Here is a 24,169-nt window from a genome sequence, read left to right as displayed (position 1 = left end):
AAAAATTAAGATACCAATACTCTAACGTGAAATTTTATGGACTTATACGCTTTATCCGCCTTTCTTACCTACTTCGTCATTCTTGCTGCAATCGGTGTGGTCGCACACCAAAGGCTGCGAACCTCTGCTGACTTTATTTTAGGCAATCGCTCTTTAAACTTTTGGTTAACCGCCTTATCTGCACATGCCAGTGATATGAGTGCGTGGCTTTTTATGGCACTGCCCGCGGCCATTATGCTTGGTGGTTTATCTCAATCCTGGATTGCATTTGGACTTTTACTTGGAATGTTTTTAAATTGGCAGTATATCGCCAAAAAATTACGCCAAGAAACGGAAAAATATAATAGCTTTACGTTATCGAGTTACTTTGAAAGTCGCTTTAATGATCGCAGTGGAATTATCCGTCTTCTCACAGCCTCTATGGCTTTGATCTTCCTGACATGCTATTTATCGGCAGGAATGATCGCTATGGGCCGTTTATTTGAATCCGTTTTTGGAATTGATTATTACGTTGGCTTGACCATTGCGATGTTCGTGGTTGTCTTTTATACATCCTTTGGTGGCTTTACAACCATTGCATGGATTGATCTTTTTCAAGCTTTATTCTTGCTCTTCATCATCGTACTTGTTCCGATCATGGCATATTTACAATTACCGAATGGACTAGCAACGATCGCTCAGGCAGCAGCTGCTCAAGATATTCATTTAGGTTTCTTTCATAAAAATTCGACGGAATCTTATTTCAGCATTATTTTTCTCGTTTTAGGCTGGGGATTAGGATACTTTGGAATGCCTCATATCTTAACTAAATTTATGGGAATTAGAAATCCTGAAGAAATCAATAAATCCAAATATTTAGGAATGTCTTGGCAAATTATCGCCCTGGCCGGTTCTGTTGCAATTGGATTTATCGCCATCGGCTTTTTTAATGATCCATTAGACAATTCTGAGCTTGTGTTTATTGACATTGTGCAAAGCTTATTTAATCCATTTACAGCCTCTTTTATTATCTGTGCCATCCTAGCGGCTAATATGTCCACAATGGACTCTCAAATTTTGGTTTGTGGTTCAATTCTGAGTGAAGATCTCTATAAGCACATGTTCCGTTCACACGCATCTTCGAAAGAACTGTTACTTGTTTCAAGAATAGGAGTCGTCATCATTTCTCTTATTTCTTTGAGCATTGCATTTAGCAATAACTCATCGATTCTCGACACAGTATTATATGCATGGTCTGGATTAGGATGCTCTTTTGGGCCGCTTGTTTTAGCCGCATTGTATTCGAAGCATGCGAATAGACAGGGAGCTATTGCAGGAATCATATTTGGAGGTGTCACGGCAGGAACATGGCCTTTAATCAATCGCCATTTATTTGAGCTCCCTGTTCCTCCCATGGTCCCAGGATTCGCCGCCAGCTTACTAAGCATCGCACTCTTTTCGTACCTGACAGCGAAACCTGCTCTTACAGAAGTGAATGAAAAGCCTTAAGATAAGAGTAATCCGATTCCTTGGAGCGTGCCAAAAAGCAAATGCAGCAAAGCTCCTCGGGCTAAAAATCCATTATAGACAGAACTAGGTTCTGTCTTCCAGATATCCTGAATAAGACGGGCGGCCAATGGCAACAGAATCAAAGGCAAAATCGCTGCTACGTAAAATCCTGCAATTACCCACCCAAGATTCAAAATAAACGGACAAAAAACCAAAAAAATAATCTCTTTTCGGACGAATGCTTTTCCAAATCGAACAGCTAATGTCCGTTTATTGACTTTGGCATCACCCACAACATCTCGCAAGTTGTTGATCGCAATCATCACCGTAGAATGGAATCCGACTTGAGTTCCGGCAAGCAAAGCTAGCACACTTAAATACCCAGTTTGCAGATAAAAGGCAGCACAAGTTCCCACCCATCCAAAGAAGATGACCACAAACAAATCCCCCAATCCTGTATAAGCCAAAGGAAATGGACCTCCCGTGTACAAATAACCACAAATGGCTGAAACCATCAGTGTTAGCAAAAGGATAGAGCCTCCTTTTAAAACCAAAGGGATCCCCACAAGAAGAGCTAAAAAAAAGCTCAATAATCCCGCCCATAAAATTTGTTGAGAGGTTAATAACCCCAATTGTGTGACCCGCACAGGACCTAAACGAGTTTCATTATCTGCACCCTTTTGAAAATCTAACGCATCATTTACGAGATTTGTTCCTGTTTGAATAAAAATTGCAGATAGAAGGGCAAAAAAAGCGATCCACCCATCAAAAGATTTTGTCACCCCTACAGCTAAAGATGTGCCAACAAACATCGGAACAAAGGATGCCACCAAGGTTTTAGGACGTGCCGTCAAAATCCAAGGACGCATCTGTTCCAGTTGCGCAGCCAAATTTTTACTAGACATAAGAAATATTCCTCAATTTGCAGGGCATAGACAAGCTATGCCCTATCGATAGGTTAAGGGAGACGTGTAAATTGTGAAAAGTCAGGTTTTCTTTTCTCTAGAAAAGCATTTTTGCCTTCTTGAGCTTCTTCACTCATGTAATAGAGCAACGTCGCATTCCCAGCAAGCTCTTGTAAACCAATTTGACCATCGCAATCTGCATTGAAAGCACTCTTTAAGCAACGCAAAGCTAAAGGTGAATGCTGAAGAATTTCTCGACACCACTCCACTGTAACCTCTTCCAATTCTTCATAAGGAACGACATGATTCACCAATCCCATATCTAAGGCTTCTTGTGCATCATACTGACGGCACAGATACCAAATTTCACGCGCTTTTTTTTGTCCAACAATTCGTGCCAGATAGCTACTTCCAAGACCTCCGTCAAATGATCCTACTTTCGGACCGACTTGTCCAAATTTGGCATTATCTGCAGCAATCGTTAAATCACATACCACATGTAAAACATGTCCCCCCCCAATAGCATAACCCGCTACCATTGCAATGACCGGTTTTGGTATCGAGCGGATTTGCTTTTGTAAATCGAGCACGTTTAAGCGAGATACTCCATCATTGCCCACATATCCTTCGCTTCCACGAATTTTTTGGTCGCCGCCCGAGCAAAATGCATCTTTACCTTCACCCGTCAGAATGATGACTCCAATATCGGGATGATTACGGCAGCATTCAAAAGCCTCTTGCATCTCCATGATGGTCTCTGGACGAAAGGCATTTCTAACATGTGGACGGTTGATGGTTATTTTTCCAATTCCATCTTCCGTCATTTCAAATTTAATATCTTCATACGTTTTAACTGTTTTCCACAGCATAGTTTCTGTTGGCATGATGATCCTTACGTTATAATGTTTTTAAAAAATTGACGACATGTGATTCAAATTCTACAGGCCTTTCCCAGGGAACACGATGGGCAGCCTCAGAAATAGTCAAAACTATCGATTTGGGATGCTTTAAGTTCAGTGTTTGAGCCATGAGCACATATTTAACGTCCATTTCTCCAACAATCCACAATATCGGTATATTCAGGGATTGAATTTGAGCTTTCAAATTGTCCTGATTGCTTAGAGACCAAGTCATCAGAGCATCTACGAGCTGTTCACGAGAAAATGCTTCTTCGTTTCTTCTAAAATGGGAAGGAAAGCCTCCGAAAGCAGACTGAGCATTCCATTTGAGTAGTAAATCTTCCCATTGTCCTACCTTAAAATCTTCGGCCCAACGCAAATCCGCTTCTCTTCGACTCGTTCTTTCATTTTCACTGTGCAAACCTAAATTGCCTGCGACTAAAATAGCTGCCGACCACAGGGGCGGAGATGCTAAGAGAGCATGCATGGCTAAGCGAGAACCCAAAGAGTATCCCAGAAGAACGCGTTCCGAAGTTTGATATTTCTCCCGAATATGCGCATTAAACGATTCTGCCCAACTTTTAAATCCTTTTCCTTTTACGTAAAAAGCGTGATCAAAAAGATTTACTCGGTGCAAGTGGGTTGCTTGCTTTAAAGACTTAAAGGTATCCCAGTCAGAAGGAAGCCCCAAAAAACCGTGCAAAGCATAAAGTGAAATTGTCATGTATTCTCACAGGGTTTCCAGTTTTTTCCAAAATCGAGTTGTCGCATCATGATCTGGACGCAATTCAATCAAGGCATGGCCCTGAGGATCTAATTGAGCGGGAATTTCCTCCCAAAGCATGTAAGGTATATTCCAAAATGAAGCAAAATGTTGGAAAGAAAGTTGATGCCCATTTAAAAAAATATCTTCTTTATACATACGTGAAAAGATTTTACCCCCATGATTATTAATCACAATGATTTGAGCAGAAACATTTTGCAATTGATGTAAAATCCAAGGACCCGCCAAATCGTACAACGTGGTCAAGTCTCCTAGCAAAGCAAATTGAGGTGTATTTGGGATGCACCATCCCAAAAATGTTGAAATCTGCCCTTCAATTCCGCTTACGCCCCTATTCGCCTCTACACGAATATCACGGTATTCATTGATAGCCGCCATATCCCATTCACGAATAGGCAAACTATTTCCAAGGTACATTCTGGAATGACGCGGCAGTAAGCGAGAAAAAGAGGCAATCATCGCAGGCTCTGCACACGGTTCTTCTGCACACAGGGCTTGAAAAGCCAATTGATATTGCCGATCTGCATCAATCCAATTTCGAGCTGCTCGATCAAAAGAAACTAAGACATCATAGTTTGCGAAAAAAGATTTTAAAGATGTTTGAATATGCACACCACGGTTAAGACCCGAAAATGGCAATTCACTGATAGAACAAACATGCACATGTTGTTTTTGATCTTCTAGATCACGCCACAATCGAATTGTCGGAATCCCTCCAATGCGCAAAATTCCATCAATTTCATAATCCGCTTTTTCTGCGTATTTCCATAATCTTTCCGTCCGTGTAATACGAAGATGCTGTAACTTGGGATTTTCTCGTAATCCAGAGATTCCTTCTAAGTAGCAAGGGGCCCCCAATTGCACTAGAAAATCGACGACAACGTCTTGATCTACTGTCTTTAAAGCGCTCACCACAACTAGAGGTTTTTTAGACACCATAAAAAATTGATCTAATAAAGCCCTATTCAAAGGATTTTCAGGTAGGTATGAAGCTTGCAAAAGCTCTTCTTCATAATGACGAAAGTCCACCACCTCAGCTTCTTCGGAAGCTGTTCCACTCGGATCTTCAAAGCAAATATTGACATGTGCCGGTGCCCTTAAATCCCACCTTTTAAGATGGCATCTTTCTCCGTCTGCAAGATCTTCAGAAAATACGGCATAAGGACCATATAGCCCCACTTGTTCAGCTGTTTGAGGAGCTCCAGTCCCTCTTAATCGACGTGGCCGGTCAGCTGTAATAGCCAGTAAAGGCAAACCCGAGTAATATCCTTCCATCATAGCTGGTAACAATTCCCCCGCAGCAGTACCTGAAGTTGTAATCACGCCGACAGGACGTCCGGTTTGCTTGCTTCTTCCTAAAGCAAAATACCCGGCAGATCTTTCTTCAAACCATGAGTAAACCTGTACACCAATTGCTTGGTTTAATATTTTGACGAAATCCGCATTTCGAGAACCTGCACAAACACAAAATTCTCGAACCCCTTTTTTAATCGCCTCTTCAAGGACACTTAAAGCTAGAATTTTGCTCATATTCCAAGCATTTCCTTAATTGATTGCATTTTTAAATTGATCTCATTCCATTCGTTACGCATTTGGCTCTCTGCAACCACCCCGCAACCAGCTCCTATCATCATCTGTTCTGCGTTCCATTGAACATTGCGAATGGAAACAAAACAGTTTGCCACGTTTGCGTAAATATACCCTGCTGGAGCCCCAAAGCGGCCCCTTTCCACAGTTGTTTTGTAATTTTTTATCCACTCTAAGCTTTCGTTTTTTGGAAAACCACCCAAGGCAGGAGTAGGATGCAGTCTGCGCACAATTTTCTCAAAATCTTCTGAAACATCCAATTCAACTTCGATCGGAGTGATTAAATGCGATAAAAAAGGCAGGTGTAAAGCTTTTAATTCTCCAATATGAATCTTTCCTAGAGAAGACAAAGATTCAACAATCCCTTGGACAACAACATCATGTTCATGCAATTCCTTGCAATCAAATAAGTTATCTATATCTGAACGCCCTCTTGTACCCGCACAAGCATGCGTATAAAGCATATTTTTTTCTTGTCGCTGCATTTTGAATAGGACCTCAGGCGTTGCGCCTAAAATTCCGGAATGTTGATCCCAAAATCCGTACACATTCACCGGTTGAGCGTGAGAATAGTGCAATAAACGATTCAATGATCTCTGCAACTTTTCACGCGTCATCGTCGAATTTGAGAATTCAAAAGCATAGGGAACAGCCTTTTCCATTTTGCCCTGTTGAAATTTATTTTTTAGATCCTCAAAACCATTCATAAAATAGGTTTGATCCCGATTCTGCCACTCAGAGATAGTCGACTCAATGGGTTCTAAAAACTCTTTCAATTCCTCATAGGATCTCTCCTCCCAATAGGCATGCTTAAACCAGGGAGATGCGAGTTCTAAAAAAAAGTCAGGAAAATAAAAACAAGGCGAAGAGGAACAAGGTGAGCTTAGCCAGGTACGCGCCCCATAGCCAAGCAAAAAATTACCATTCTCGTTACTCATGATGGTTCCGTTCTTTAAAAAGGCGTCACATTGATCAAATCCCATTCCACTCTCTCTTCAACACTGTTAATTAGTTTGTCAGATTACATGCGATTCGCTCTTTTTCGCAATTTTTTTGCTCAATTGTGACCCTCATAAATACTTTCAACTTTTCTGATAATTTTTCTTGCCAATCAAGATAACCCTCCTCACTTACACAAGGGCTTTTCTCGAGAATCCGTTCAATTTGCTTACTTAAGGGTTGATCAGGATCATATACATAGGCTAAACCTGCTTCGAAAAGCCGCTGCTTATTTCCTTCTTCACAGAACTTTTGGATATGCATGATAAGCATCGGCAATTGCACTTTGATGAGCTCGGCAACAGTCGCGCCTCCTGGTTTTGAAAGCATCAACGAGCATATATGCATGAGCTCATTTTTTTCGCTTGCAGAAAGATACCCTAAAATGGCATGTCTAGGCAAAAAATTTTCTAATTGAAGCTTACTTTTTAATCCTTCATTTCTCCCGCAAATAAAAAAATATTTTTTCGGAATACCATCTGAAGGTTCATTTTTCAAAAGGTGAAAAATATGCTCCAATATTCCGACTCCGTTGGCACCCATTTCAATCAAAATACCTTTCTCTTCTGTGCTTAAATCCCATTTGTTTTTGATTTGTTCTAAATCTTCAATTTTTTGAAATTCTAGGCGCACAGGGTAGCCAATGACTTCAAAAGTTTTATCGATTTCGTCAAATGAAGATCGCGTCAATTCGGCTATTCTATGGATCGTTGCTGTCCAATCACCTTTGAAATTTCTCTTCTCCATAGACTCAAAAAAAGTCTTAAAAAATCGAGGAGAAAATGAAGGCAGCCAAAACTTGACCCTCTCAGAGTCTATTTTACCTAGATACTCCTGATGAAAAAGACATAGATCGTGATCGCAATACAACATTCTAAAAGGGATATTTAAGGAAAGCAGATTAAAATCATCGGGATAATAATTGCGTGTAGAAATGATTAAATCGGGCTGAAGCTCTCGTAACTTTTTCTTCAAGGCAGCGCCTGTTTGATGCGGAATGTATTTCGCCACTTCTTGGCACATCAGACTTTGTTCAAGTAAGCGTGCATCTACATCATTGTACTGCTGCATCAATCTAAAAACCCCATCTGTCGTATACTTTCCCGTGGCAATTTTAATCGGATCGAATGTTTCAGCAAACGTTTCATAATCAATCATAACTGCTTCATAAAGATCTGGAAATAGATCCAGATAGCCTCTAACGGCCTGGGCGACCGATAAATTCCCTCCTGTAGAGGTCGTTGTAATAATCGCAATTTTTAAAGGCCTTTTTTTCTCGGAGTATTCCAATGACGGAATTGAAAACGCCTTTAAAAAATTCTGCACACCAATTTTTAGAGAACGATGCAACACAAAATGCTCTTCATCGAGAGCTTTTAATAAAGCTTTTTCACCATAAGGTGTACCTAATTGCTGACAAATCTTCAGCAGAGCACGCTCGAAAGATTCAACGTCGGTTAAAAAAGAAGCTATGTGTGTTTCATAAGCCATATAAATGACATCTGCCCAATCTGCATCCTTTAATTTATAAGACAATTGCTCATGCAGGGAACTTTTAAAAGGAATTTTCTCAAAAACGTTCCCTTCAACATTGATCAAACAGTCATCTTGAATTGTATACAAACTTTGCACATGTTCTAAAACAGACTGCTCTGCAGCTGCAGTGGAAAGATAAAAAAGCATCCATAAACCAAGTATTTTTTTCATTGTGATATCTCCCCAACGTTTTCCCATTATAGACTACCTTTAATCCAGGTTTAAACAAAACCAACTCTTGCTAAAGATCATTGATCAGTGCTATAATTAATTGAATTTTATACTTTTAGGTCATATGAATTTGCAACTTCATCAACAAATCGATCTTTTTATTCGCTCCCTTGGTTCTTTTGGCGAGGGCGTTGGCTCTTATGAAGGATTAACTTTCTTTGTGGAAGGGGCCTTGCCTGATGAAACGGTGAGCATTCAAATTACTGAATTAAAGAAAAATTATGGTCGAGGGAAATTATTAAAAATCCTTACACCTTCACCTGATCGTGCCACACCTCCTTGCCCAATCTTTCGTCAGTGTGGCGGTTGTCAATTGATGCATTTAGGTTACCCTAAACAGCTTGAAATGAAGAGACAAATTGTCCTCAATGCTTTAGAGAGAATTGGCCACCTAAAAAATATTTCCATCGATCCCTGTGTTTCTTCACCACAAGAGTTGGAATATCGCAATAAAATTCAATTGCCAGTCATGATGAAACCTGATGGACTCACAGTCGGACTATATGCACGCAATTCTCATACAATCATCCCCGTCGATCATTGTTTAATCCACTGTGAACAAGGGGAAAATGTTTACCAATCCGTCTTAAAACTTCTAAAACAATCTGATATCGCGCCTTACGACGAACGAACAGGCAAAGGAGTTTTGAGACACTTATTGATTAAAAGTGCTCTTCAAACATCAGAAAGTTTGGTGATCCTTGTGACTTCTCAAGAGAAATGCACATCTCTTCAAGCTTTAGCTCAACAAATCATGCAAGCCTGCCCCGAAGTTAAAGGAGTCATTCAAAACATTAACCGAAAGCGAGACAATGTCATTTTGGGAACAGATTGGCACACTTTAGCAGGGAAGTCTTATATTCGAGAGATGATTTGTGATCATCATTTTCATATCTCTCCTTCCGCCTTTTTTCAAGTCAATCCGGCCCAAGCAGAATCGATTTATCAACATGTGCTATCCCTTGCTGATCTGGATAAAACCAAAACTTTCTTGGATGCCTTTTGCGGCGTTGGAACAATGACCTTAATTGCGGCCGGACAGGCTAAAGAATGTATAGGAATTGAATGTGTTCCACAAGCAATCGAAGATGCGAATGCCAATGCTCAACTTAATCAAATTTCGAATGCCGTTTTTTATTGTGATCATGCTGAGTCTAAAATCCAATCGCTTAAAGATATCGATGTTGTCTTTTTAAATCCGCCAAGGAAAGGATGCGAGGAGTCTTTATTGAACCGTTTAAAGATCGTTAAACCAGAAACCATTCTTTATATGTCTTGTGATCCCGCAACATTGGCTAGGGATCTTAAAATTCTTGTTCAGCACGGCTATCAAATCGAGCAGGTCACGCCTTTTGATATGTTCCCACAAACAGCTCATGTCGAAACTGTTGTAAAATTAACTTTGCATCACTAAACAAGCTTGCGCAATAGCGAATTCTTCTTGTGTATGGATGACTAGAATGCGTGTGGGAGAATGCGCATCTGCCACATCTTGATTTGGAATGCAATTGCGGTTTGCATGTTGATCCAAATGGATCCCCAAAAAGCTAAGACCTTTACACGTTTCTTCTCGAACTAAAGCGGCATTTTCTCCTATCCCCGCCGTAAAGATCAACACATCCAAACCCCCAAGAGCAGCAGCAAAAGCTCCTATATAAAATTTTAGATGATAAATAAACATCTCAAAGGCCAGTTTTGCTCGCGGGTTACCCGCTTCCATTTGTTGGATAATCCATTGCATATCTCCACTCTCCCCACTTATCCCCTTCAGTCCTGAGCCATAATTAAGTAAATGGTTAAGAGAATCCACCGAAGTCTTATTGTCACGCAACAAATACAAAAGAATGGCTGGATCAATGGAACCCGTTCGGCTTCCCATCATTAAACCTTCAAGAGGTGTAAAACCCATGGAAGTGGTCAAGCTACGTCCTTGATAGATCGCGGCAGCCGAGCAACCATTGCCCAGATGACAGCAAATCATTTTTTCGGTGGGATATTGATGCAACATTTCGATGGCTTTAGCAGTACAATATTCATAGCTAATTCCGTGAAAGCCATATCGACGAATCCCCTGTTCTCTCCATTCATAGGGACCAGGGTAAGTATAGACCTCTTCACTCATCGTTTGATGAAAAGAGGTGTCAAAAACAGCAATATGCATACTGTCAGGAAAGAGTTTTTGAGCCGTTTCAATTCCTTGTAGGCCAGGGGGATTATGCAAAGGAGCGATCGAACAAAGAGACTTTATCTCGTTTTTGACCTCTTCGGTTATAACAGTCGGCTTCAGAAGTTTTTCCCCTCCATGCACAATGCGATGACCAACTCTGGCAATTTCTGTTGGACTATGTAGAAGAGGTGTCTCCCCTAACCAAAGGCTTTCTAAAAGAGGCTTAAGCCCTTCGTAAAGTGAAGATATCTCAATCAACTCCTCATGTGAGATCCCTTTTTGAGTCATTTTACGAACAAAAATGTTCTCTTTTCTTCTAGCTAATGTTGCATTCCATAATGTATCTAGACGACCGTCTCCTTTTTTAAATAGAGCAGCTTTAATACTACTAGATCCGACATTTAAAACAAGAATGTACATTTTCTCTCACAAAATCTTATTATATCTTTATTAATAAATAACAAATGAATTATTATTTTTAAATATAAATAACTAAAAATAAGAAATTATGTATACACCATATCTAAGTATAAATACTGCATCCTATTATAATAATTCTGAACAAACGAATAGTTATAATAAATTCGACAGAACTTTATATGACATTTTTAAGAAATACGCGTCTCTCCCAGGTCAAGGAGAAATCATTGTATCAGGTTACGTGCTTCCCGATGGCAAAGGGGATTACTTTCACATGCTCTCTATGATCAAGCATTTGCATAAAAAATTCCCTGAACGCCATATTCACTTAATCGCAAACAGCCCTACTGTTCATGAAGGCTTATTGCCTGCACCAAAAATCGACCGGTGCTCTTATCAAATTTCCTATCAAGCTGAACCTTTTCAGGAAGAAACCTTACAAAAAATCCAAAAAGCTGCGCTATGGATTTCAGGTCCAATCAGTATCCCTTGGGAATTAAATAATCTTGCGACTGTAGAAAAACAAAAAGGGATCAATATCCATGAATATGACGAAGATCCTTCCACGCCTGGACATGCTGGTAGCTATAACCAGTGGAAAAATTCTGTTGTCATGGGTTTAGGTACCGAAAGCCACGGAATATTTACTTGTAATCCAAAAGTTTTTACTTGGGAAATGCTTGAAAATACCCAACTGAAAATGTTGTTATTCGAAAATGCACAACCCAGCCAAGAAGAGATAGAAACATATCTTTCGTTAAGTGATCTTTTTTTCTGTTATATGAGCACCTTAAATAAGGCCGTAAAATTTATTCTCGATGCGGTTGCATTTACTAAGCTTCAAGAGAAACAAAAATCCATTGACATCTGCTTTCCATGCAAAGGTCATTTGCATAACATTGCCAACTTTCTAGAGAATGAGAAAGCAAATCTTGTCAGACAAAATGTTGGTTGCATTAAAGTCATTGCCTATAAAGGAGATCAGATCAAAGAGACATCGATCCCCATCAAAGATAATGGACTTCAAATCAGAATCATTGACGTTGGAGCTTTGACTAATAAAGACTTTAAAATTTTAACACAACTAAGTGCGCCTTTAATTGGTTGCACCGGAGATAATTCTCTAGCAACCGCTCTTTCTTATGGAAAAATTCCGTTTTATGAGACAAATCCCCACAAAGCGCGTTTAGCCGCTAATTTACTTCGGCTCGTAGAAGAAAAACTTGGCGAGGATTCCGAACTTTATGAATACCTTTCAACCAAATTTAATGCGTTTAATGCATTTGCACAATTCCCTGAATTTTCTTCTAAAATCATTGAAGAAGCAAAAGAATTAGGTTGTTATATTCGAGAAAATCGTTCATTTAATTCCACCATTCAAGGAATTGCTAATTATCATTTATATCGTTTGCAATATCCTCATTTTGCTGCAAGAATCGATGAGATTCGCAACCAATTTCTTCGGGAAGAGATGACTATGGATGAGGCGCAGGAACAAGTAAAAAAATTAGTTGAAGACAAGGCAAATGAACTTAAATAAAAAAATCTTGTCATATCATTTTAGGCGAATGGGTGGCATGTAGAGCGCTCATAGGAAACATCTTGATTTCTCTCATCAAGTTATGGCAAACTTATTGTTTCTTGGAAGAGTGGCAGAGTGGCCGATTGCGTCTGTTTCGAAAACAGATGTACTAGCGATAGTACCGGGGGTTCAAATCCCTCCTCTTCCGATCCGTTGCCATTTAAAGCTCATAACGCTTCCAATTTATTTCCAACAAATCGAATCAAATGATTAACACCTTTTGCTTGGTCTTTGTATGTTTGCCCAAGGTTGTCTAAAAGACCGATTTGGAAATTTCGAGTTAATTGTCTTGCCGATTCAATACTCAAATACCTTTTCGTGACCTTATCCATCTGAAAGAAGTCTTCTTCCAAAAGCTTACCCGTTTTGTATTCTGGATCATTAACCGAATTGGTTAAAAAAGCAAAAACTCCCCCGGGCTTTAATATGCGCTCTATCTCGCTTAGAATAGCTAAAGTCGTTTTTAGATCAAAGTAGTGTAAAGACAAATGGGCATAAACCACATCGTAAGAACGGTAATTTCTCTTTCAAATCGAGCTGCATAATCTTGATTTTTTTTCTTATTTCTGCGGATAGATTCGCTAAATTGACAGAGATAGAAGTTATTTCAATATCCGTACTGGTTACTTCATAGCCTTCGTTAGCAAAATAAAAGCTATCTTGTCTATGCCCCGCACCCAATTCAAGTAGACGTCCTTCTTTCGGAAAGTATTGAATGGCTGTTTCTGCAAATAGGGAGGGCTTTTCAATCCAATCTTGTTCTTGGTAATTAGAATGCAATTATTTCCACACGTTATTCATAAGGTCCTTCTAGAGAGTTGTCATAATCATATAGGAGTTAGAATTCGTGATCAAAAAATATTCATCAACATTTTTATTTTAGCTGAGGGGTAAATTCAGCAAGATTATATACCCCCAATTGTTGTTCAATCTTCGCGACCTGATCTACGATGCCTTCAAAGCCCGCGGATCCGAATAGCTCATGCTCTTTATCTTCAAATTTATCTCCTAGTTTCATGTATTCTTCTTTTGATAAGAGCTTCTGAAAAGCAGGAAATAAAATAGTATCTTCACGTGCTTCGTGAGGGCGAAACATTCTCACATATAAACGTAGATAATCGGCTAAGATCATTTTTTGGATTTCATCCTTTAAATCAGCTTCTGAAGTATGTGAAAGAATGTAATCGGTCAGCTGTCTTCCAACTTGATGCTGATCTTTTAGAACCCTGACTAATTCTATGTGTTGATTTGCTTTTACAAATTGAGGAAAAACATACTCTTCTTCCAGCTTCTCATGGTAATCCTCTAAAAAATCCCTCACGATTTTTGCAGTTTTTGCCAGAATTTGTACAGGGAAGGCCTCATGATTATCGATGCGCCGCGCGATTTCTTGGTAGATTAATAAAAGTCGGTTCAAAACACCATGTTCTCTCATTAAATCTTCATTTGGAGAGATCTCTTCACTGGTCAATGTTTCTTTTTGTTCACCAATTGAGTCAGCAAAAAGAAGGGTTGAACTAAACACTAAAATGCCTATGAACGCTGATAAAATTTTCATCTCACACCTCTGATTATTTAGAATAATTATCTAAAGAACCAAGAATAAGGTGTCAATAAGGTTATAAATAGTTTTTTATCTCTTTTCTCATCGCATAAAATTTTCTGCTCTCTCAATCCAATTTAAAAGGATTGAAAAAAAAATCTGTAACATTTACAACCCTAGCACAAGACAAATGAATTTATTGTTATTTTTGAAATTTATGATAGTGAAACTTGTGATCGGAAGAATGAAGAGGATTTCTTTATGCATTTATCTCGGCGATTTAAGCTAAATAAACCATTTGTGACTTATCAAATTTTAGCTGAAGAAATTGTGATCGTTCATCTTGAAACAGGTACATATTATAGTCTCGATTATGTGGGAACTTTTATATGGAATGGACTCATGAACGGATATCCTACCCAACAGATTCTGGAAGATATCTATACCCATTACGAAGAGGTTCCCGAGACGACTGAGAAAGAAATTATTGCATTCGTCCTGCAACTTCAGGAGGAAAAACTCATTGTTCAGCAAAAAGAAATTGAACTCACATTTAACTTCTACCACCCCTACTCTCAACCACTATCTATCAAAAGCCCATTTGTATCACCATGCCTGAACAAATACACAGAAATGCAAGAACTTTTGCTTCTCGACCCTCTTTTTGAAAGCGAAGCTCAAACAATGCTGAATTTGGCATTTTCATCTTTTTAAGTCGCTTTTGGTTGGCATAAACTTGGAACAGCGGGTGAAAAAGGAGCCGCACTTAAAACAACCTTTTTGGGAGAGGAAAAAGGGAATGTTGAGATGGTGTAATTTCCATAACTAGGAACTGTTCTGCCGCTGCTATAAAGTTTAGTTTCTCCTGATTCATCTAAAATGCATACATTGATATACAAATCTTCCCCACAGCCATTAAAGAAACGGATCGATTGTTGACTATTGAGTTGCTGTCCAGCGTCATAGCTGCGTATGCACGTGGAGTAATCGGGGAGATAGCTTTTAGAATCAGAGTCTAATGGGAAATAAATGATAAAAAGACTAAAAAAGCATAAAAATGACAAAAAATTTGAGGAGAAATGAGACATATAGCCCTCCTTTCTTCAGTAAGAAATACTTCCTATCTGTTTTATTATAAAATGAACGTTTTTTTAAAGAAATATTAGAAAAATTAGGCCAACAGGATAAATTCCATGAGTATTCCAAATCGACCGCTCGACTCTTCAGAAATTTTCATTTACACAGGACCAGGAATAGATAGAGATTGCTCTCAAAATCTATACGATGAGTTTGAATCTGTTGTTGAGTCTCAATATCAAGTAAAAACTCTGGAACATATAACACATTTGCCTTGGTCAAACCGCAATCATAGCACCCTTGTGTTTCCGGGAGGAACACTAACTAAAATTCAACAGAGTTTAACACCGGAAAATGTTCGACGCATCCAACAATTTGTCACGGATGGAAAATACTTTGGATCATGCGCTGGCGCTGGAATAGCGGGGACAAAATTTTTTCTGCACACTGAATTAAAAATGCCTCTTCATATTGACTTTGAAATCCCTTCGAATAAACTCTTCGGTTTTTTTGAAGGAAACTGTTTTGGCCCTCTCTTTAATCAACCGAACCACGATCCTGCCTCCCCTCTTCAATACCGCGCGGCTTTAGTTAGATGGATCGGATCAGAAAATTCACACATAAAAAATCCTTTTTCTATTTTTTCCAATCACGCCATCGGTTTTCAAATGCCTTTTAACACTCAACATGCAAAAGTCATGCTTGAGTATGAGCACAAAGTCCCAGCAGCACTTGTCTGTAAATTTGGTGAAAGATGGAATGTGGCGCTTATCGGAAATCATCCAGAAATTCGAGGAGAACATGTCGAAGAAGAATATAAGAAATTTAAGCAAGAAACTGATCAAATCCTTCTGAATGAGCACTTGCCTGCAGACATGCAAAAAAAACTAGATGATTGGGAATCCGAAGAAATGGAAAAAACCATCGAAATATTTAAAGCGCATGAGAATGAGCAAAAATTTGTTTTTAAATCGCTTTTGAGAGAGCTCCATGTTCAGGTACGTGACTAATCATGCACATGCGAGGCACAACGAAATCCTGTAGAGGGACAGCAAGTATCTGCTGATAACGGCGCAGCTGGGCTTCCTGCACACACACGCACAATGTCATATTTTCTCGCAGAATGATGTTTTGCATGGACAACGGCAAGCTTTTTTTCTTGATTTTCGAATCCCCGCGTATAGGCCGTTGACGTCCATTCCTTGATTGAATCATCCTCGGAAAGATTTAGCATGTGATTGCGTGCGGCGCGCATCCACTCTGCTTCCGAAGGCAATCGTTTTCCTACCCAAACTGCATAAACTAATGCGTCTTTGTAAGACACATTCACAACAGGCTCATGCTCTTTCCCTACAGGGATTTCACCATCCTCCCAGTGAGAAGGAGCGGGGTAATTTGTCGCCTCCATAAACTTTTTATATTCTTTATTCGTCACGCGATCCCGATCAATGTAATAGTCGGGGGCTTGATGAATCCGTGCAGAAACAAAGACCATCGCTTCTTTTTCTACGGGACGAGCTTTTTCAACGTGAACATTTACCCCGCTATGCACTTGCTTGCCTGTTGCTGGAGATTTGAATTCAGAAAATTCCGCTGTATGAGTTAACGCCTCTTCAAATTCTTCAGCAGATAAAAAGGTATCAAAAATATCAGGATCAGCTGCTAACTCTTCGAGATCATTATTCTCAAAGTAGTTAGGTTGTTGAATATCGGGATTGATCTCTAAATTTCTCACAAGGGGATCTCCAAATGAAGTGTGAGTTGTACTTTTAACAGGATTAAATGCTATGGGCTGATAATTTTCGGGGAACGAAACTTTCCAAGTGGATTGATTTGATTTAGACACAAATTCAATGTCAGAATCTGCCGCTTCGCCAGCTTCTAATTTAGATTCATCAATATCAAAGGCTTCTGCAGTGATATTAACACCTATTCCGTTATCTTCTTCCAAAAGCATATCGTCTCGTTGCTTACTTTTGGAGTCATCACCTAGAAAAATAAAAGCAATTTCAGGAGGCTCATTCTTTTCAGGTTCTGTTTTAGCGACTTTTTCTTCCGCGTGTTGCACTTTTTGCAAGGAAGGCTGTACATTGATTTGAACGCCTGGAAGCCGATTTGTTAAAAGATCAAAATCAGCCTCTTTGTTTTCTCCGATAGGTTGACTGACCTTTAATGAATCAATTTCATTCCAAGGAAGTCGGATAAGCCGCGAGGTGTTTCCTAATTTTGCGACGAATACAGGCTCCTTGACAGAGGAATAGGGTAGCTCTTTTTGTTCTCCTGTTGCATCTGACAGTGTTCCGTGCAATTTGCCGTCGAAATAGAGACTTTCAATGACATCCGATTTTAGAGTCATTTCTCCCTGCTCGTTTGTGACAGAGATCGGATGATTCCCTAACGCGACTGTTAACACATCCCCATTTTGTAGCTTCAGACAATAAAGCTTTTCTTTGGGTTTTTTTGGATCTCGTTTTTGATCTTTGAAGACAACCCAATGCACTTTGTAAGGAAAAATCACTTTTTGTGGCTCGTGATCGGGAGATAAAATAAAATAATCTTTAGAAACCTCTCCCTTAAAGTGTAAGCCTTCTTGTGTCACAAGTTCCATTTTGGTTTGCCCTTGATCTTGCAAAAAGACGAGCGCCACAACATCTGAAGGAGCAAAGCTAATGGTTCCAAAGGGATAGCTCAATTTGGGGATTTTTTCAATGGTCCCGGATACGTGTGTACCATCCAGCAAAACAATCTGATCGACATCTGACGTTAGCTTTTGAATATCGGTCCATTCTTTTGCAGAAAAATGGGCGTTTGTTTGCAAAGGCATCCCTCCATCTAAATTCATGGCGACGCTGGCAACCAAACAAGCGGTTATCATCATTTTTTGCATATTATGTTCCTTCTATCACGTCTAGTTATTGAGCTGGGTTATCCATCAAAAAATGTTTCAAAAATTCTTTTACAAGAACTGCTCACAAAGTGCAATCCAAAAAATCAAAAAAAACAAAATTTTTGCTTTTTTGCGAGTAAAATATTCTCTATATCTATAAAATAGGTTGAAATTTTTTCACAGTACTTGCTGATTTATCTCATCTCGATTAAAATCGATAGTGGAATTTTGGGTTTTTACCAAAATCTTTAAATTAAATAAAATTATCAATCTATTCCCACGTATAAAAAATAAAGTGAATAATCGCCAAATCATTTTAAAAAAAGTTAAGGTCCATAACCTTAAATCTATCGATCTGACCATCAATCCAAACCAACTGGTTGTCTTCACCGGAGTTTCTGGATCAGGTAAGTCATCTTTAGCTTTTGACACTTTGTATGTGGAAGGACAACGCCGCTACATCGAATCGCTTTCCACCTTCGCGAGACGACAGCTTGGCGATATGGCAAAGCCAGATCTGGAACATGCGTCAGGAATTTCTCCAACAATCTCCATTGAGCAAAAAACAGCCGGACGCAATCCCCGTTCTACCGTTGGCACTATGACCGAGGTCTATGATTACTTAAGAGTCCTTTATACCCGCATTGGCGTTCCTCATTGCCCTGTCAGTGGAGAAATTGTTTCCCCTCAGAGTAAAGAGCGAATCATCAAAACCATTCAAACCATGCCCGAAGGGTCTAAGTTGCTTATTCTCGCCCCTTTTGCTCGTGGGAAAAAAGCGGAATTTAAGGAAGATTTCCAAGATTTATTACGCAAAGGCTTTATGCGCGTGAGAGTAGATGGACAAATCGTGAGTTTGGAAGACTCCATTACCCTAGATGGTTCCGTCGCCCACGACATCGATATCGTCGTCGATCGTATTGAAGTTAAGCCCGATAATCACTCTCGTATTGCAGAATCTGTGACGCATGCTCTTAACCTGAGTCAAGGGGAATGTATTGCCCTAACAGCAAATGGTGAAGATGAGCAATTTTTTTCAATGCACGCCTTCTCTCCAAAATCAGGCCTTTCCTATCATTCACTTGAACCTCACGATTTCTCTTTCAATAGTCCCGCAGGGATGTGCCCAAGATGCAGTGGACTCGGCACAGTCGTTGAATACGATTTAGATTTGATTATTGATCCAACTTTAAGCATCGCCGAGGACTGCTGTTCGATCGGAAGCTCCTATCAGACCGTCAAGTATGGCAATATTTATGACAATCTGGCTGATCAGTTTGGATTCAGCGTGCATACGCCTTGGAATAAATTAAGCGAACGTGCCAAAAAAGTTTTTTTATACGGGACTGAAAAAAAGTGGACTAAAATGCAATTTGTCCACCCTGTCACTGGCTATACTTGGATTGACCGTGTCCAATGGAGAGGCGTTCTACACGAAGCCCATACTCGCTATACAGAAGCAAAAAGCGATACCTATCAAAAGAAGATGCAAAAACTCATGCATCAACAAGTTTGTCCGGAGTGTCACGGAGAACGCTTAAAGCCTTATCCTGCAGCGACTGAACTCAATGGTAAAAGAATCTCTGCGCTCTCTGCTATGACAATTGCACAATGCGTCCAATTTTTTGCTAATCTCAAGCTTTCCAAACAAGAAAACTTAATTGCGAGTGAATTGCTTAAAGAGATCCAAGAGAGACTCCATTTTTTAATGGAAGTCGGTCTACATTATTTGGCTTTAGATCGAACGGCCCCCACCCTTTCCGGAGGAGAGGCTCAACGTGTTAGACTTGCTTCTCAAATTGGATGTGGATTAGTTGGAATTACCTACATTTTAGATGAACCTTCGATTGGATTGCATCCCCGCGACAATAAAAAATTAATTGCGACCCTCAAACATCTGCGAGATATGGGTAACACGGTGATCGTTGTGGAGCATGACGAAGAAACCATTTGGGAAGCTGATCATATTCTAGATTTTGGACCTGGCCCTGGCGTATTAGGGGGCGAAATAGTTGTCGATGGCGATTTAACCGACCTTTTAACGAATCCCGTTTCCTTAACAGGCGCCTATCTTTCTGGTCGTAAACAAATTTTCATTCCTAAAAAAAGGCGTAAACCACAAAAAGAGTCACTTGAAATTCAAGGAGCAACACACCACAATTTAAAAAATATCGATGTCAAAATTCCTCTGGGCGTTTTCATCGCAGTCACCGGTGTTTCTGGATCTGGAAAATCCTCTCTCATTACAGACATTCTTTATCCAGCCCTCTCGAATCATTTGCACGGAGGCGACCATCGTGTCGGTGCGCACAAAGGGATTCAAGGCATAGAGGCAATTGATAAAGTCATCGCAATTGATCAATCCCCTATTGGACGTAATCCACGCTCAAATCCTGCGACCTATATTAAAGTGTTCGATGAAATTCGGGATCTTTTTAGCATGCTGCCTGAAAGTCAGGCGCGCGGATATAAACCGGGTCGTTTTAGCTTTAATGTGAGAGAAGGCTCCTGTTTGAACTGTGGTGGAATGGGCCTTCTCAAAGTGGACATGGATTTCCTTGATGATGCCTGGGTCGAGTGTGAACAATGCAAAGGAAAGCGATTTGACCACGAAACATTATCTGTTTTCTACAAGGGAAAAAACATCTACGACATCCTAGAGATGGACGTGTCTCAAGCTCTCGCTTTTTTTACAAACATTCCTTCGATCAAACACAAGCTAGAAATGCTGCAAAAAGTGGGAATGGAATACATTAAACTTGGCCAATCCTCTACAACCTTATCGGGCGGTGAAGCTCAGCGCATTAAATTGGCCAAAGAACTTGTACGTCCATCTACCGGAAAAACACTTTATATCTTCGACGAACCTACAACAGGGCTTCATTTTCATGATATCAAACACTTACTCGAAGTCTTACATGAGCTTGTCGAACGTGAAAATACTGTTTTAGTGATTGAACATAATACAGATGTGATTAAGACGGCAGATTGGATCATCGATATCGGCCCCGAAGGTGGTGAAGAAGGAGGTCGCGTTGTTGCGACAGGAACGCCTGAAAAAATTGCGAAGCAAGAAACACCCACAGGAACAGCCATTCGCACAGCCCTTGAGCATTGCTTTGAAAAAAAGGCCCAGGAAGTCTTAGCAAACAAGCAAAAAAAGAAAAAGCAAAAGAAGCTGACTCCTTCAAAACAGGCTATCCAATCCATCACAGTAGAAGGAGCGGAACAAAACAACTTAAAGTTGGTGAATGTCACTATTCCAAGGGAAAAACTTACCGTTTGCACAGGCCCTTCAGGCTCCGGAAAAAGCTCACTGGCTTTTGATACCATTTACGCGGAAGGACAAAGAAGGTACATTGAATCTCTTTCTCCTTATGCACGCCAATTTGTCAAGCAAATGCCTAAGCCTAAAGTACAACATGTCGAAGGCCTTTCTCCTGCGATTGCGATCGAACAAAAATCGCACGCTGGAAATCCTCGTAGTACAGTCGGAACCATGACTGAAATTTATGACTATCTCCGAGTCCTCTTTGCCCGTCTAGGGATTCCTCATTGTCCAGAAACTGGTGAAGTCATCAAAGCGATTAGTAAAGATCATGTGGCTGATCGAATTTTGAATTACCCTTTGGACGAAAAAATTCAAATTTTGGCTCCCATTGAAATCCGTAAAAATGAAAAATTTGCGGAAGTGATCACACGCTTAAATAGGCAGGGATTTGTCCGCATTCGTTTGAATGGGGAGTTTTATGAATTAGACGCTGAACCTGAATCCATTCCCTTTGATCGAAAGCGCAAAAACGAGCTTTTTCTTGTCATTGACCGTCTCAAAGTTTCACCAACGATTCGACAACGCCTTTTAGAAGCCATTGAAAATGCCTCCGAAAAAGGCAGTGGAAAATTAGTCGTCATGCATGAAAAGGGCGATGAACTTTTCAACCTGTCTTTTGCTGTTGAAAAAACGGGCAAATCTTATCCTGAAATTACACCTCATACATTTGCTTTTAACACACCTGAGGGAATGTGTTTAGATTGCCAGGGCTTAGGCTATCAATATGGAGCGAATTTAGCTCAAAAAAATGAAGTGATGGATCGTTCTATTGAAGGACTCATGTATTGGTTATGGGGTGAGAACACCACCCATTCTACCTTGAACTTTCTAGATAAATTTTTATCTGAAGAACAGATTGATCCCTATTGCCCCCTTAATCAACTTCCAGCTGAACAATTACAACTTTTAATGAATGGATCCGAAAAGCTTTATACATTGATGCGTAAAGGAACTCCCCCATTGACTTTCCGCTGGGCAGGGATTGATCACGTGCTTTCAAAAATTGGGAAACACGGAAAAGGTGAGCTTAAGAGTGGCGTACTTCCTCTCCTTGATGAATATGAATGTCCTTCCTGCGGAGGGTCTCGCGTTAATCCTCTCGCACGGCATGTCACCATCAATAACCTGAATATTCACCAAGTTTGCCAACAACCAATCGAACAAACATTCCAATTCATCGATAAACTTGTTCTTAAACAAGAAGAATTTAAGCTTTTGGACGAAGTTAAAACCCAGCTGTTAAATCGCTTACGTTTTCTCTGCCAAGTCGGTTTACATTATCTCGCATTAGAAAGACGCGCACCCACACTTAGCGGTGGAGAAGCTCAAAGGATTCGTCTAGCTCGACAGCTAGGTAGCGGCTTAACGGGCGTCTTGTACGTGTTGGATGAGCCAACAATCGGTTTACACCCTCGAGACAGCGATCGCCTGAATCAGGCATTGCAAGATCTCAAAAATTTAGGAAATACCATGCTGATGGTGGAACATGATCCTCGCTCTATTCAAAAAGCGGACTACATTCTCGATTTTGGACCTCAATCTGGAGAGCACGGCGGCCATATCACTGCACGTGGAACTTATCAGGAAATTCTACATAACCCGCAATCTTTGACAGGCGCTTATTTATCAGGAGCTAAAAGTATTCCGATTCCTAAAAAGCGGAGAAAAGCTGTCTTGAAAGACGGTATTGCAATCGAAAAAGCGACGCTACATAATTTAAAAAATCTTTCATTGAAAATCCCTAAAGGCGTGTTTACCTGTTTAACTGGAGTTTCTGGATCAGGAAAGTCCACCTTATTAGGACAAATCCTCGTTCCAGCTTTCGAAAAAGGACTTTTAAAAACAGACACTGTCGAACTTCCAGGGGCTAAAGTATCGGGAATCGAAAATTTTGATAAAATGATTTCGATCGATCAAAATCCCATTGGTCATACAGTACGCTCAGATGTCTGTACGTATGTAGATGTATTAACGCGCATTCGGGAATTTTTTGCTTCGATTCCTTTGGCTAGATCTAAAGGATTGCAGCCTAAGCACTTCAGCTACAATCATCGCAAAGGAATGTGCACAGCTTGCTGGGGTCTAGGCTACCGACGCGTCGAAATGCATTTTCTTCCAGCAGTTCAGGTCATATGCGATGAATGTAAAGGACTTAGATTAAACCCGATAAGCTTAGAAATTGCTTATAATGGGAAAAATTTGGGCCAATATCTACAAATGACAGTAGACGAAGCCCGTGTTGCTTTTGAAAACCACCCTCGAATTGTCCGCATTTTAGACACCCTTATCTCTGTGGGGTTAGGCTACCTGCAATTAGGGCAAGAAATGGTCACGTTATCCGGCGGAGAGGCTCAGCGCATTAAATTAAGCCGCGAGCTCGCCAAACGCTCCACTGGCAAAACTTTATATTTGCTAGATGAGCCCACTACGGGACTTCATAGTGACGATATCGATAAATTACTTAAAGTCTTACACAAACTTGTCGACAAAGGTAATACTTTGGTTGTTATCGAGCACCACTTGGATTTTATCAAGAATAGTGACTACATCATCGATCTTGGGCCTGAAGCAGGAGAAAAAGGTGGCGAAATTGTGGGAGTTGGTACTCCTGAAAAAATTGCCACACATCCAACTTCTTGGACGGGCTTTTATTTACGAGATACATTAAATTAATATCCCCTTCATTTGATCTTTACAATTACAGTTCATTATTAGCATATAGAATAAACACCT

At 40.1% G+C, this 24,169-nt stretch carries 18 protein-coding genes and 1 tRNA gene; 7 read left to right on the top strand and 12 right to left on the bottom strand.

Annotated features, from left to right (window positions below; translation table 11 throughout):
• Positions 1-36 precede the first annotated feature (36 nt).
• Positions 37-1,488 (top strand): sodium/proline symporter, encoded by a 1,452-nt coding sequence (locus AB7E63_RS01360; RefSeq protein ID WP_006340030.1) that lies wholly within the window; start codon positions 37-39, stop codon positions 1,486-1,488.
• On the opposite strand, the gene menA is transcribed toward AB7E63_RS01360, so the two are convergent.
• The 6 genes from menA to AB7E63_RS01330 are packed head-to-tail and all read right to left on the bottom strand — an operon-like array spanning position 1,485 to position 8,369.
• Entirely contained in the window at positions 1,485-2,393 is a 909-nt protein-coding gene (gene menA, locus AB7E63_RS01355) for a 1,4-dihydroxy-2-naphthoate octaprenyltransferase (RefSeq protein ID WP_006340029.1), read from the bottom strand. The two genes, AB7E63_RS01360 and menA, sit on opposite strands and share 4 nt — an antisense overlap.
• A gap of 53 nt (positions 2,394-2,446) precedes the next feature.
• Entirely contained in the window at positions 2,447-3,277 is an 831-nt protein-coding gene (gene menB, locus AB7E63_RS01350) for a 1,4-dihydroxy-2-naphthoyl-CoA synthase (RefSeq protein WP_013925311.1), read from the bottom strand.
• A 13-nt stretch (positions 3,278-3,290) separates the two neighbouring features.
• Positions 3,291-4,016: an alpha/beta fold hydrolase gene (locus AB7E63_RS01345; protein WP_006340022.1), complete on the bottom strand. Its 726-nt coding sequence runs from the start codon at positions 4,014-4,016 to the stop codon at positions 3,291-3,293.
• A gap of 6 nt (positions 4,017-4,022) precedes the next feature.
• The gene (gene menD / locus AB7E63_RS01340; protein WP_006340020.1) at positions 4,023-5,606 is read right to left on the bottom strand and encodes a 2-succinyl-5-enolpyruvyl-6-hydroxy-3-cyclohexene-1-carboxylic-acid synthase; all 1,584 of its coding nucleotides are present in this window, start codon (positions 5,604-5,606) and stop codon (positions 4,023-4,025) included.
• Complete coding sequence (locus AB7E63_RS01335; RefSeq protein ID WP_006340018.1) at positions 5,603-6,646, bottom strand: chorismate-binding protein; 1,044 nt, start codon at positions 6,644-6,646, stop codon at positions 5,603-5,605. The genes menD and AB7E63_RS01335 overlap by 4 nt, the downstream gene beginning before the upstream one ends.
• A gap of 25 nt (positions 6,647-6,671) precedes the next feature.
• Positions 6,672-8,369: a hypothetical protein gene (locus tag AB7E63_RS01330; RefSeq protein ID WP_241208953.1), complete on the bottom strand. Its 1,698-nt coding sequence runs from the start codon at positions 8,367-8,369 to the stop codon at positions 6,672-6,674.
• Positions 8,370-8,493: 124 nt separating this feature from the next.
• Here AB7E63_RS01330 and rlmD point away from each other — a divergent pair, with 124 nt between their 5' ends.
• On the top strand, positions 8,494-9,843 hold the full coding sequence (gene rlmD / locus AB7E63_RS01325) for a 23S rRNA (uracil(1939)-C(5))-methyltransferase RlmD (protein ID WP_006340013.1): 1,350 nt from the start codon (positions 8,494-8,496) through the stop codon (positions 9,841-9,843).
• Here rlmD and AB7E63_RS01320 read toward each other — a convergent pair.
• A complete protein-coding gene (locus AB7E63_RS01320; RefSeq protein WP_006340012.1) occupies positions 9,826-11,016 on the bottom strand; it encodes an acetate/propionate family kinase in 1,191 nt (396 codons plus the stop codon). The two genes, rlmD and AB7E63_RS01320, sit on opposite strands and share 18 nt — an antisense overlap.
• A gap of 88 nt (positions 11,017-11,104) precedes the next feature.
• Here AB7E63_RS01320 and AB7E63_RS01315 point away from each other — a divergent pair, with 88 nt between their 5' ends.
• On the top strand, positions 11,105-12,556 hold the full coding sequence (locus AB7E63_RS01315) for a hypothetical protein (protein ID WP_241208952.1): 1,452 nt from the start codon (positions 11,105-11,107) through the stop codon (positions 12,554-12,556).
• Between the two features lie 103 nt (positions 12,557-12,659).
• Positions 12,660-12,746 (top strand) — tRNA-Ser (locus tag AB7E63_RS01310).
• Positions 12,747-12,765: 19 nt separating this feature from the next.
• Here AB7E63_RS01310 and AB7E63_RS01305 read toward each other — a convergent pair.
• The 3 genes from AB7E63_RS01305 to AB7E63_RS01295 all read right to left on the bottom strand — a co-directional run bounded on the left by AB7E63_RS01305 (position 12,766) and on the right by AB7E63_RS01295 (position 14,156).
• On the bottom strand, positions 12,766-13,086 hold the full coding sequence (locus tag AB7E63_RS01305) for a class I SAM-dependent methyltransferase (protein ID WP_036745824.1): 321 nt from the start codon (positions 13,084-13,086) through the stop codon (positions 12,766-12,768).
• Positions 13,067-13,378, bottom strand: coding sequence for a hypothetical protein (locus AB7E63_RS01300; protein WP_006340006.1), 312 nt, complete (start codon positions 13,376-13,378; stop codon positions 13,067-13,069). The genes AB7E63_RS01305 and AB7E63_RS01300 overlap by 20 nt, the downstream gene beginning before the upstream one ends.
• Before the next feature lie 94 nt (positions 13,379-13,472).
• Positions 13,473-14,156, bottom strand: a complete 684-nt coding sequence (locus AB7E63_RS01295) for a hemerythrin domain-containing protein (protein WP_006340004.1) — start codon at positions 14,154-14,156, stop codon at positions 13,473-13,475.
• Positions 14,157-14,402: 246 nt separating this feature from the next.
• Here AB7E63_RS01295 and AB7E63_RS01290 point away from each other — a divergent pair, with 246 nt between their 5' ends.
• The gene (locus AB7E63_RS01290) at positions 14,403-14,855 is read left to right on the top strand and encodes a PqqD family protein (protein ID WP_006340003.1); all 453 of its coding nucleotides are present in this window, start codon (positions 14,403-14,405) and stop codon (positions 14,853-14,855) included.
• Here the strand turns inward: AB7E63_RS01290 and AB7E63_RS01285 are convergent.
• On the bottom strand, positions 14,852-15,229 hold the full coding sequence (locus AB7E63_RS01285) for a hypothetical protein (protein ID WP_006340002.1): 378 nt from the start codon (positions 15,227-15,229) through the stop codon (positions 14,852-14,854). The two genes, AB7E63_RS01290 and AB7E63_RS01285, sit on opposite strands and share 4 nt — an antisense overlap.
• A gap of 105 nt (positions 15,230-15,334) precedes the next feature.
• On the opposite strand from AB7E63_RS01285, the gene AB7E63_RS01280 reads away from it, so the two are divergent.
• Positions 15,335-16,228: a BPL-N domain-containing protein gene (locus tag AB7E63_RS01280; RefSeq protein WP_006340001.1), complete on the top strand. Its 894-nt coding sequence runs from the start codon at positions 15,335-15,337 to the stop codon at positions 16,226-16,228.
• On the opposite strand, the gene AB7E63_RS01275 is transcribed toward AB7E63_RS01280, so the two are convergent.
• Positions 16,225-18,105 carry a formylglycine-generating enzyme family protein gene (locus AB7E63_RS01275; RefSeq protein WP_006340000.1) on the bottom strand — a complete coding sequence of 627 codons (1,881 nt, stop codon included), beginning with the start codon at positions 18,103-18,105 and terminating at the stop codon, positions 16,225-16,227. The genes AB7E63_RS01280 and AB7E63_RS01275 overlap by 4 nt on opposite strands.
• A gap of 295 nt (positions 18,106-18,400) precedes the next feature.
• Here AB7E63_RS01275 and uvrA point away from each other — a divergent pair, with 295 nt between their 5' ends.
• Entirely contained in the window at positions 18,401-24,109 is a 5,709-nt protein-coding gene (gene uvrA, locus AB7E63_RS01270) for an excinuclease ABC subunit UvrA (RefSeq protein WP_241208951.1), read from the top strand.
• The last annotated feature ends 60 nt before the right edge of the window (positions 24,110-24,169 follow it).

The organism is Parachlamydia sp., assembly GCF_050255895.1.
Taxonomy (GTDB): Bacteria; Chlamydiota; Chlamydiia; order Chlamydiales; family Parachlamydiaceae; genus Parachlamydia; species Parachlamydia acanthamoebae.
The sequence above is the reverse complement of the archived record's forward strand: the minus strand, read 5'-3'. Positions and strand labels throughout refer to the sequence as shown.

What these genes read in the sequence shown, in the direction of transcription:
- AB7E63_RS01360 (WP_006340030.1), top strand. Translation starts at nt 37, where the DNA reads ATGGACTTATACGCTTTATCCGCCTTTCTTACCTACTTCGTCATTCTT.
- menA (WP_006340029.1), bottom strand. Translation starts at nt 2,393, where the DNA reads ATGTCTAGTAAAAATTTGGCTGCGCAACTGGAACAGATGCGTCCTTGG.
- menB (WP_013925311.1), bottom strand. Translation starts at nt 3,277, where the DNA reads ATGCCAACAGAAACTATGCTGTGGAAAACAGTTAAAACGTATGAAGAT.
- AB7E63_RS01345 (WP_006340022.1), bottom strand. Translation starts at nt 4,016, where the DNA reads ATGACAATTTCACTTTATGCTTTGCACGGTTTTTTGGGGCTTCCTTCT.
- menD (WP_006340020.1), bottom strand. Translation starts at nt 5,606, where the DNA reads ATGAGCAAAATTCTAGCTTTAAGTGTCCTTGAAGAGGCGATTAAAAAA.
- AB7E63_RS01335 (WP_006340018.1), bottom strand. Translation starts at nt 6,646, where the DNA reads ATGGGATTTGATCAATGTGACGCCTTTTTAAAGAACGGAACCATCATG.
- AB7E63_RS01330 (WP_241208953.1), bottom strand. Translation starts at nt 8,369, where the DNA reads ATGAAAAAAATACTTGGTTTATGGATGCTTTTTTATCTTTCCACTGCA.
- rlmD (WP_006340013.1), top strand. Translation starts at nt 8,494, where the DNA reads ATGAATTTGCAACTTCATCAACAAATCGATCTTTTTATTCGCTCCCTT.
- AB7E63_RS01320 (WP_006340012.1), bottom strand. Translation starts at nt 11,016, where the DNA reads ATGTACATTCTTGTTTTAAATGTCGGATCTAGTAGTATTAAAGCTGCT.
- AB7E63_RS01315 (WP_241208952.1), top strand. Translation starts at nt 11,105, where the DNA reads ATGTATACACCATATCTAAGTATAAATACTGCATCCTATTATAATAAT.
- AB7E63_RS01295 (WP_006340004.1), bottom strand. Translation starts at nt 14,156, where the DNA reads ATGAAAATTTTATCAGCGTTCATAGGCATTTTAGTGTTTAGTTCAACC.
- AB7E63_RS01290 (WP_006340003.1), top strand. Translation starts at nt 14,403, where the DNA reads ATGCATTTATCTCGGCGATTTAAGCTAAATAAACCATTTGTGACTTAT.
- AB7E63_RS01285 (WP_006340002.1), bottom strand. Translation starts at nt 15,229, where the DNA reads ATGTCTCATTTCTCCTCAAATTTTTTGTCATTTTTATGCTTTTTTAGT.
- AB7E63_RS01280 (WP_006340001.1), top strand. Translation starts at nt 15,335, where the DNA reads ATGAGTATTCCAAATCGACCGCTCGACTCTTCAGAAATTTTCATTTAC.
- AB7E63_RS01275 (WP_006340000.1), bottom strand. Translation starts at nt 18,105, where the DNA reads ATGCAAAAAATGATGATAACCGCTTGTTTGGTTGCCAGCGTCGCCATG.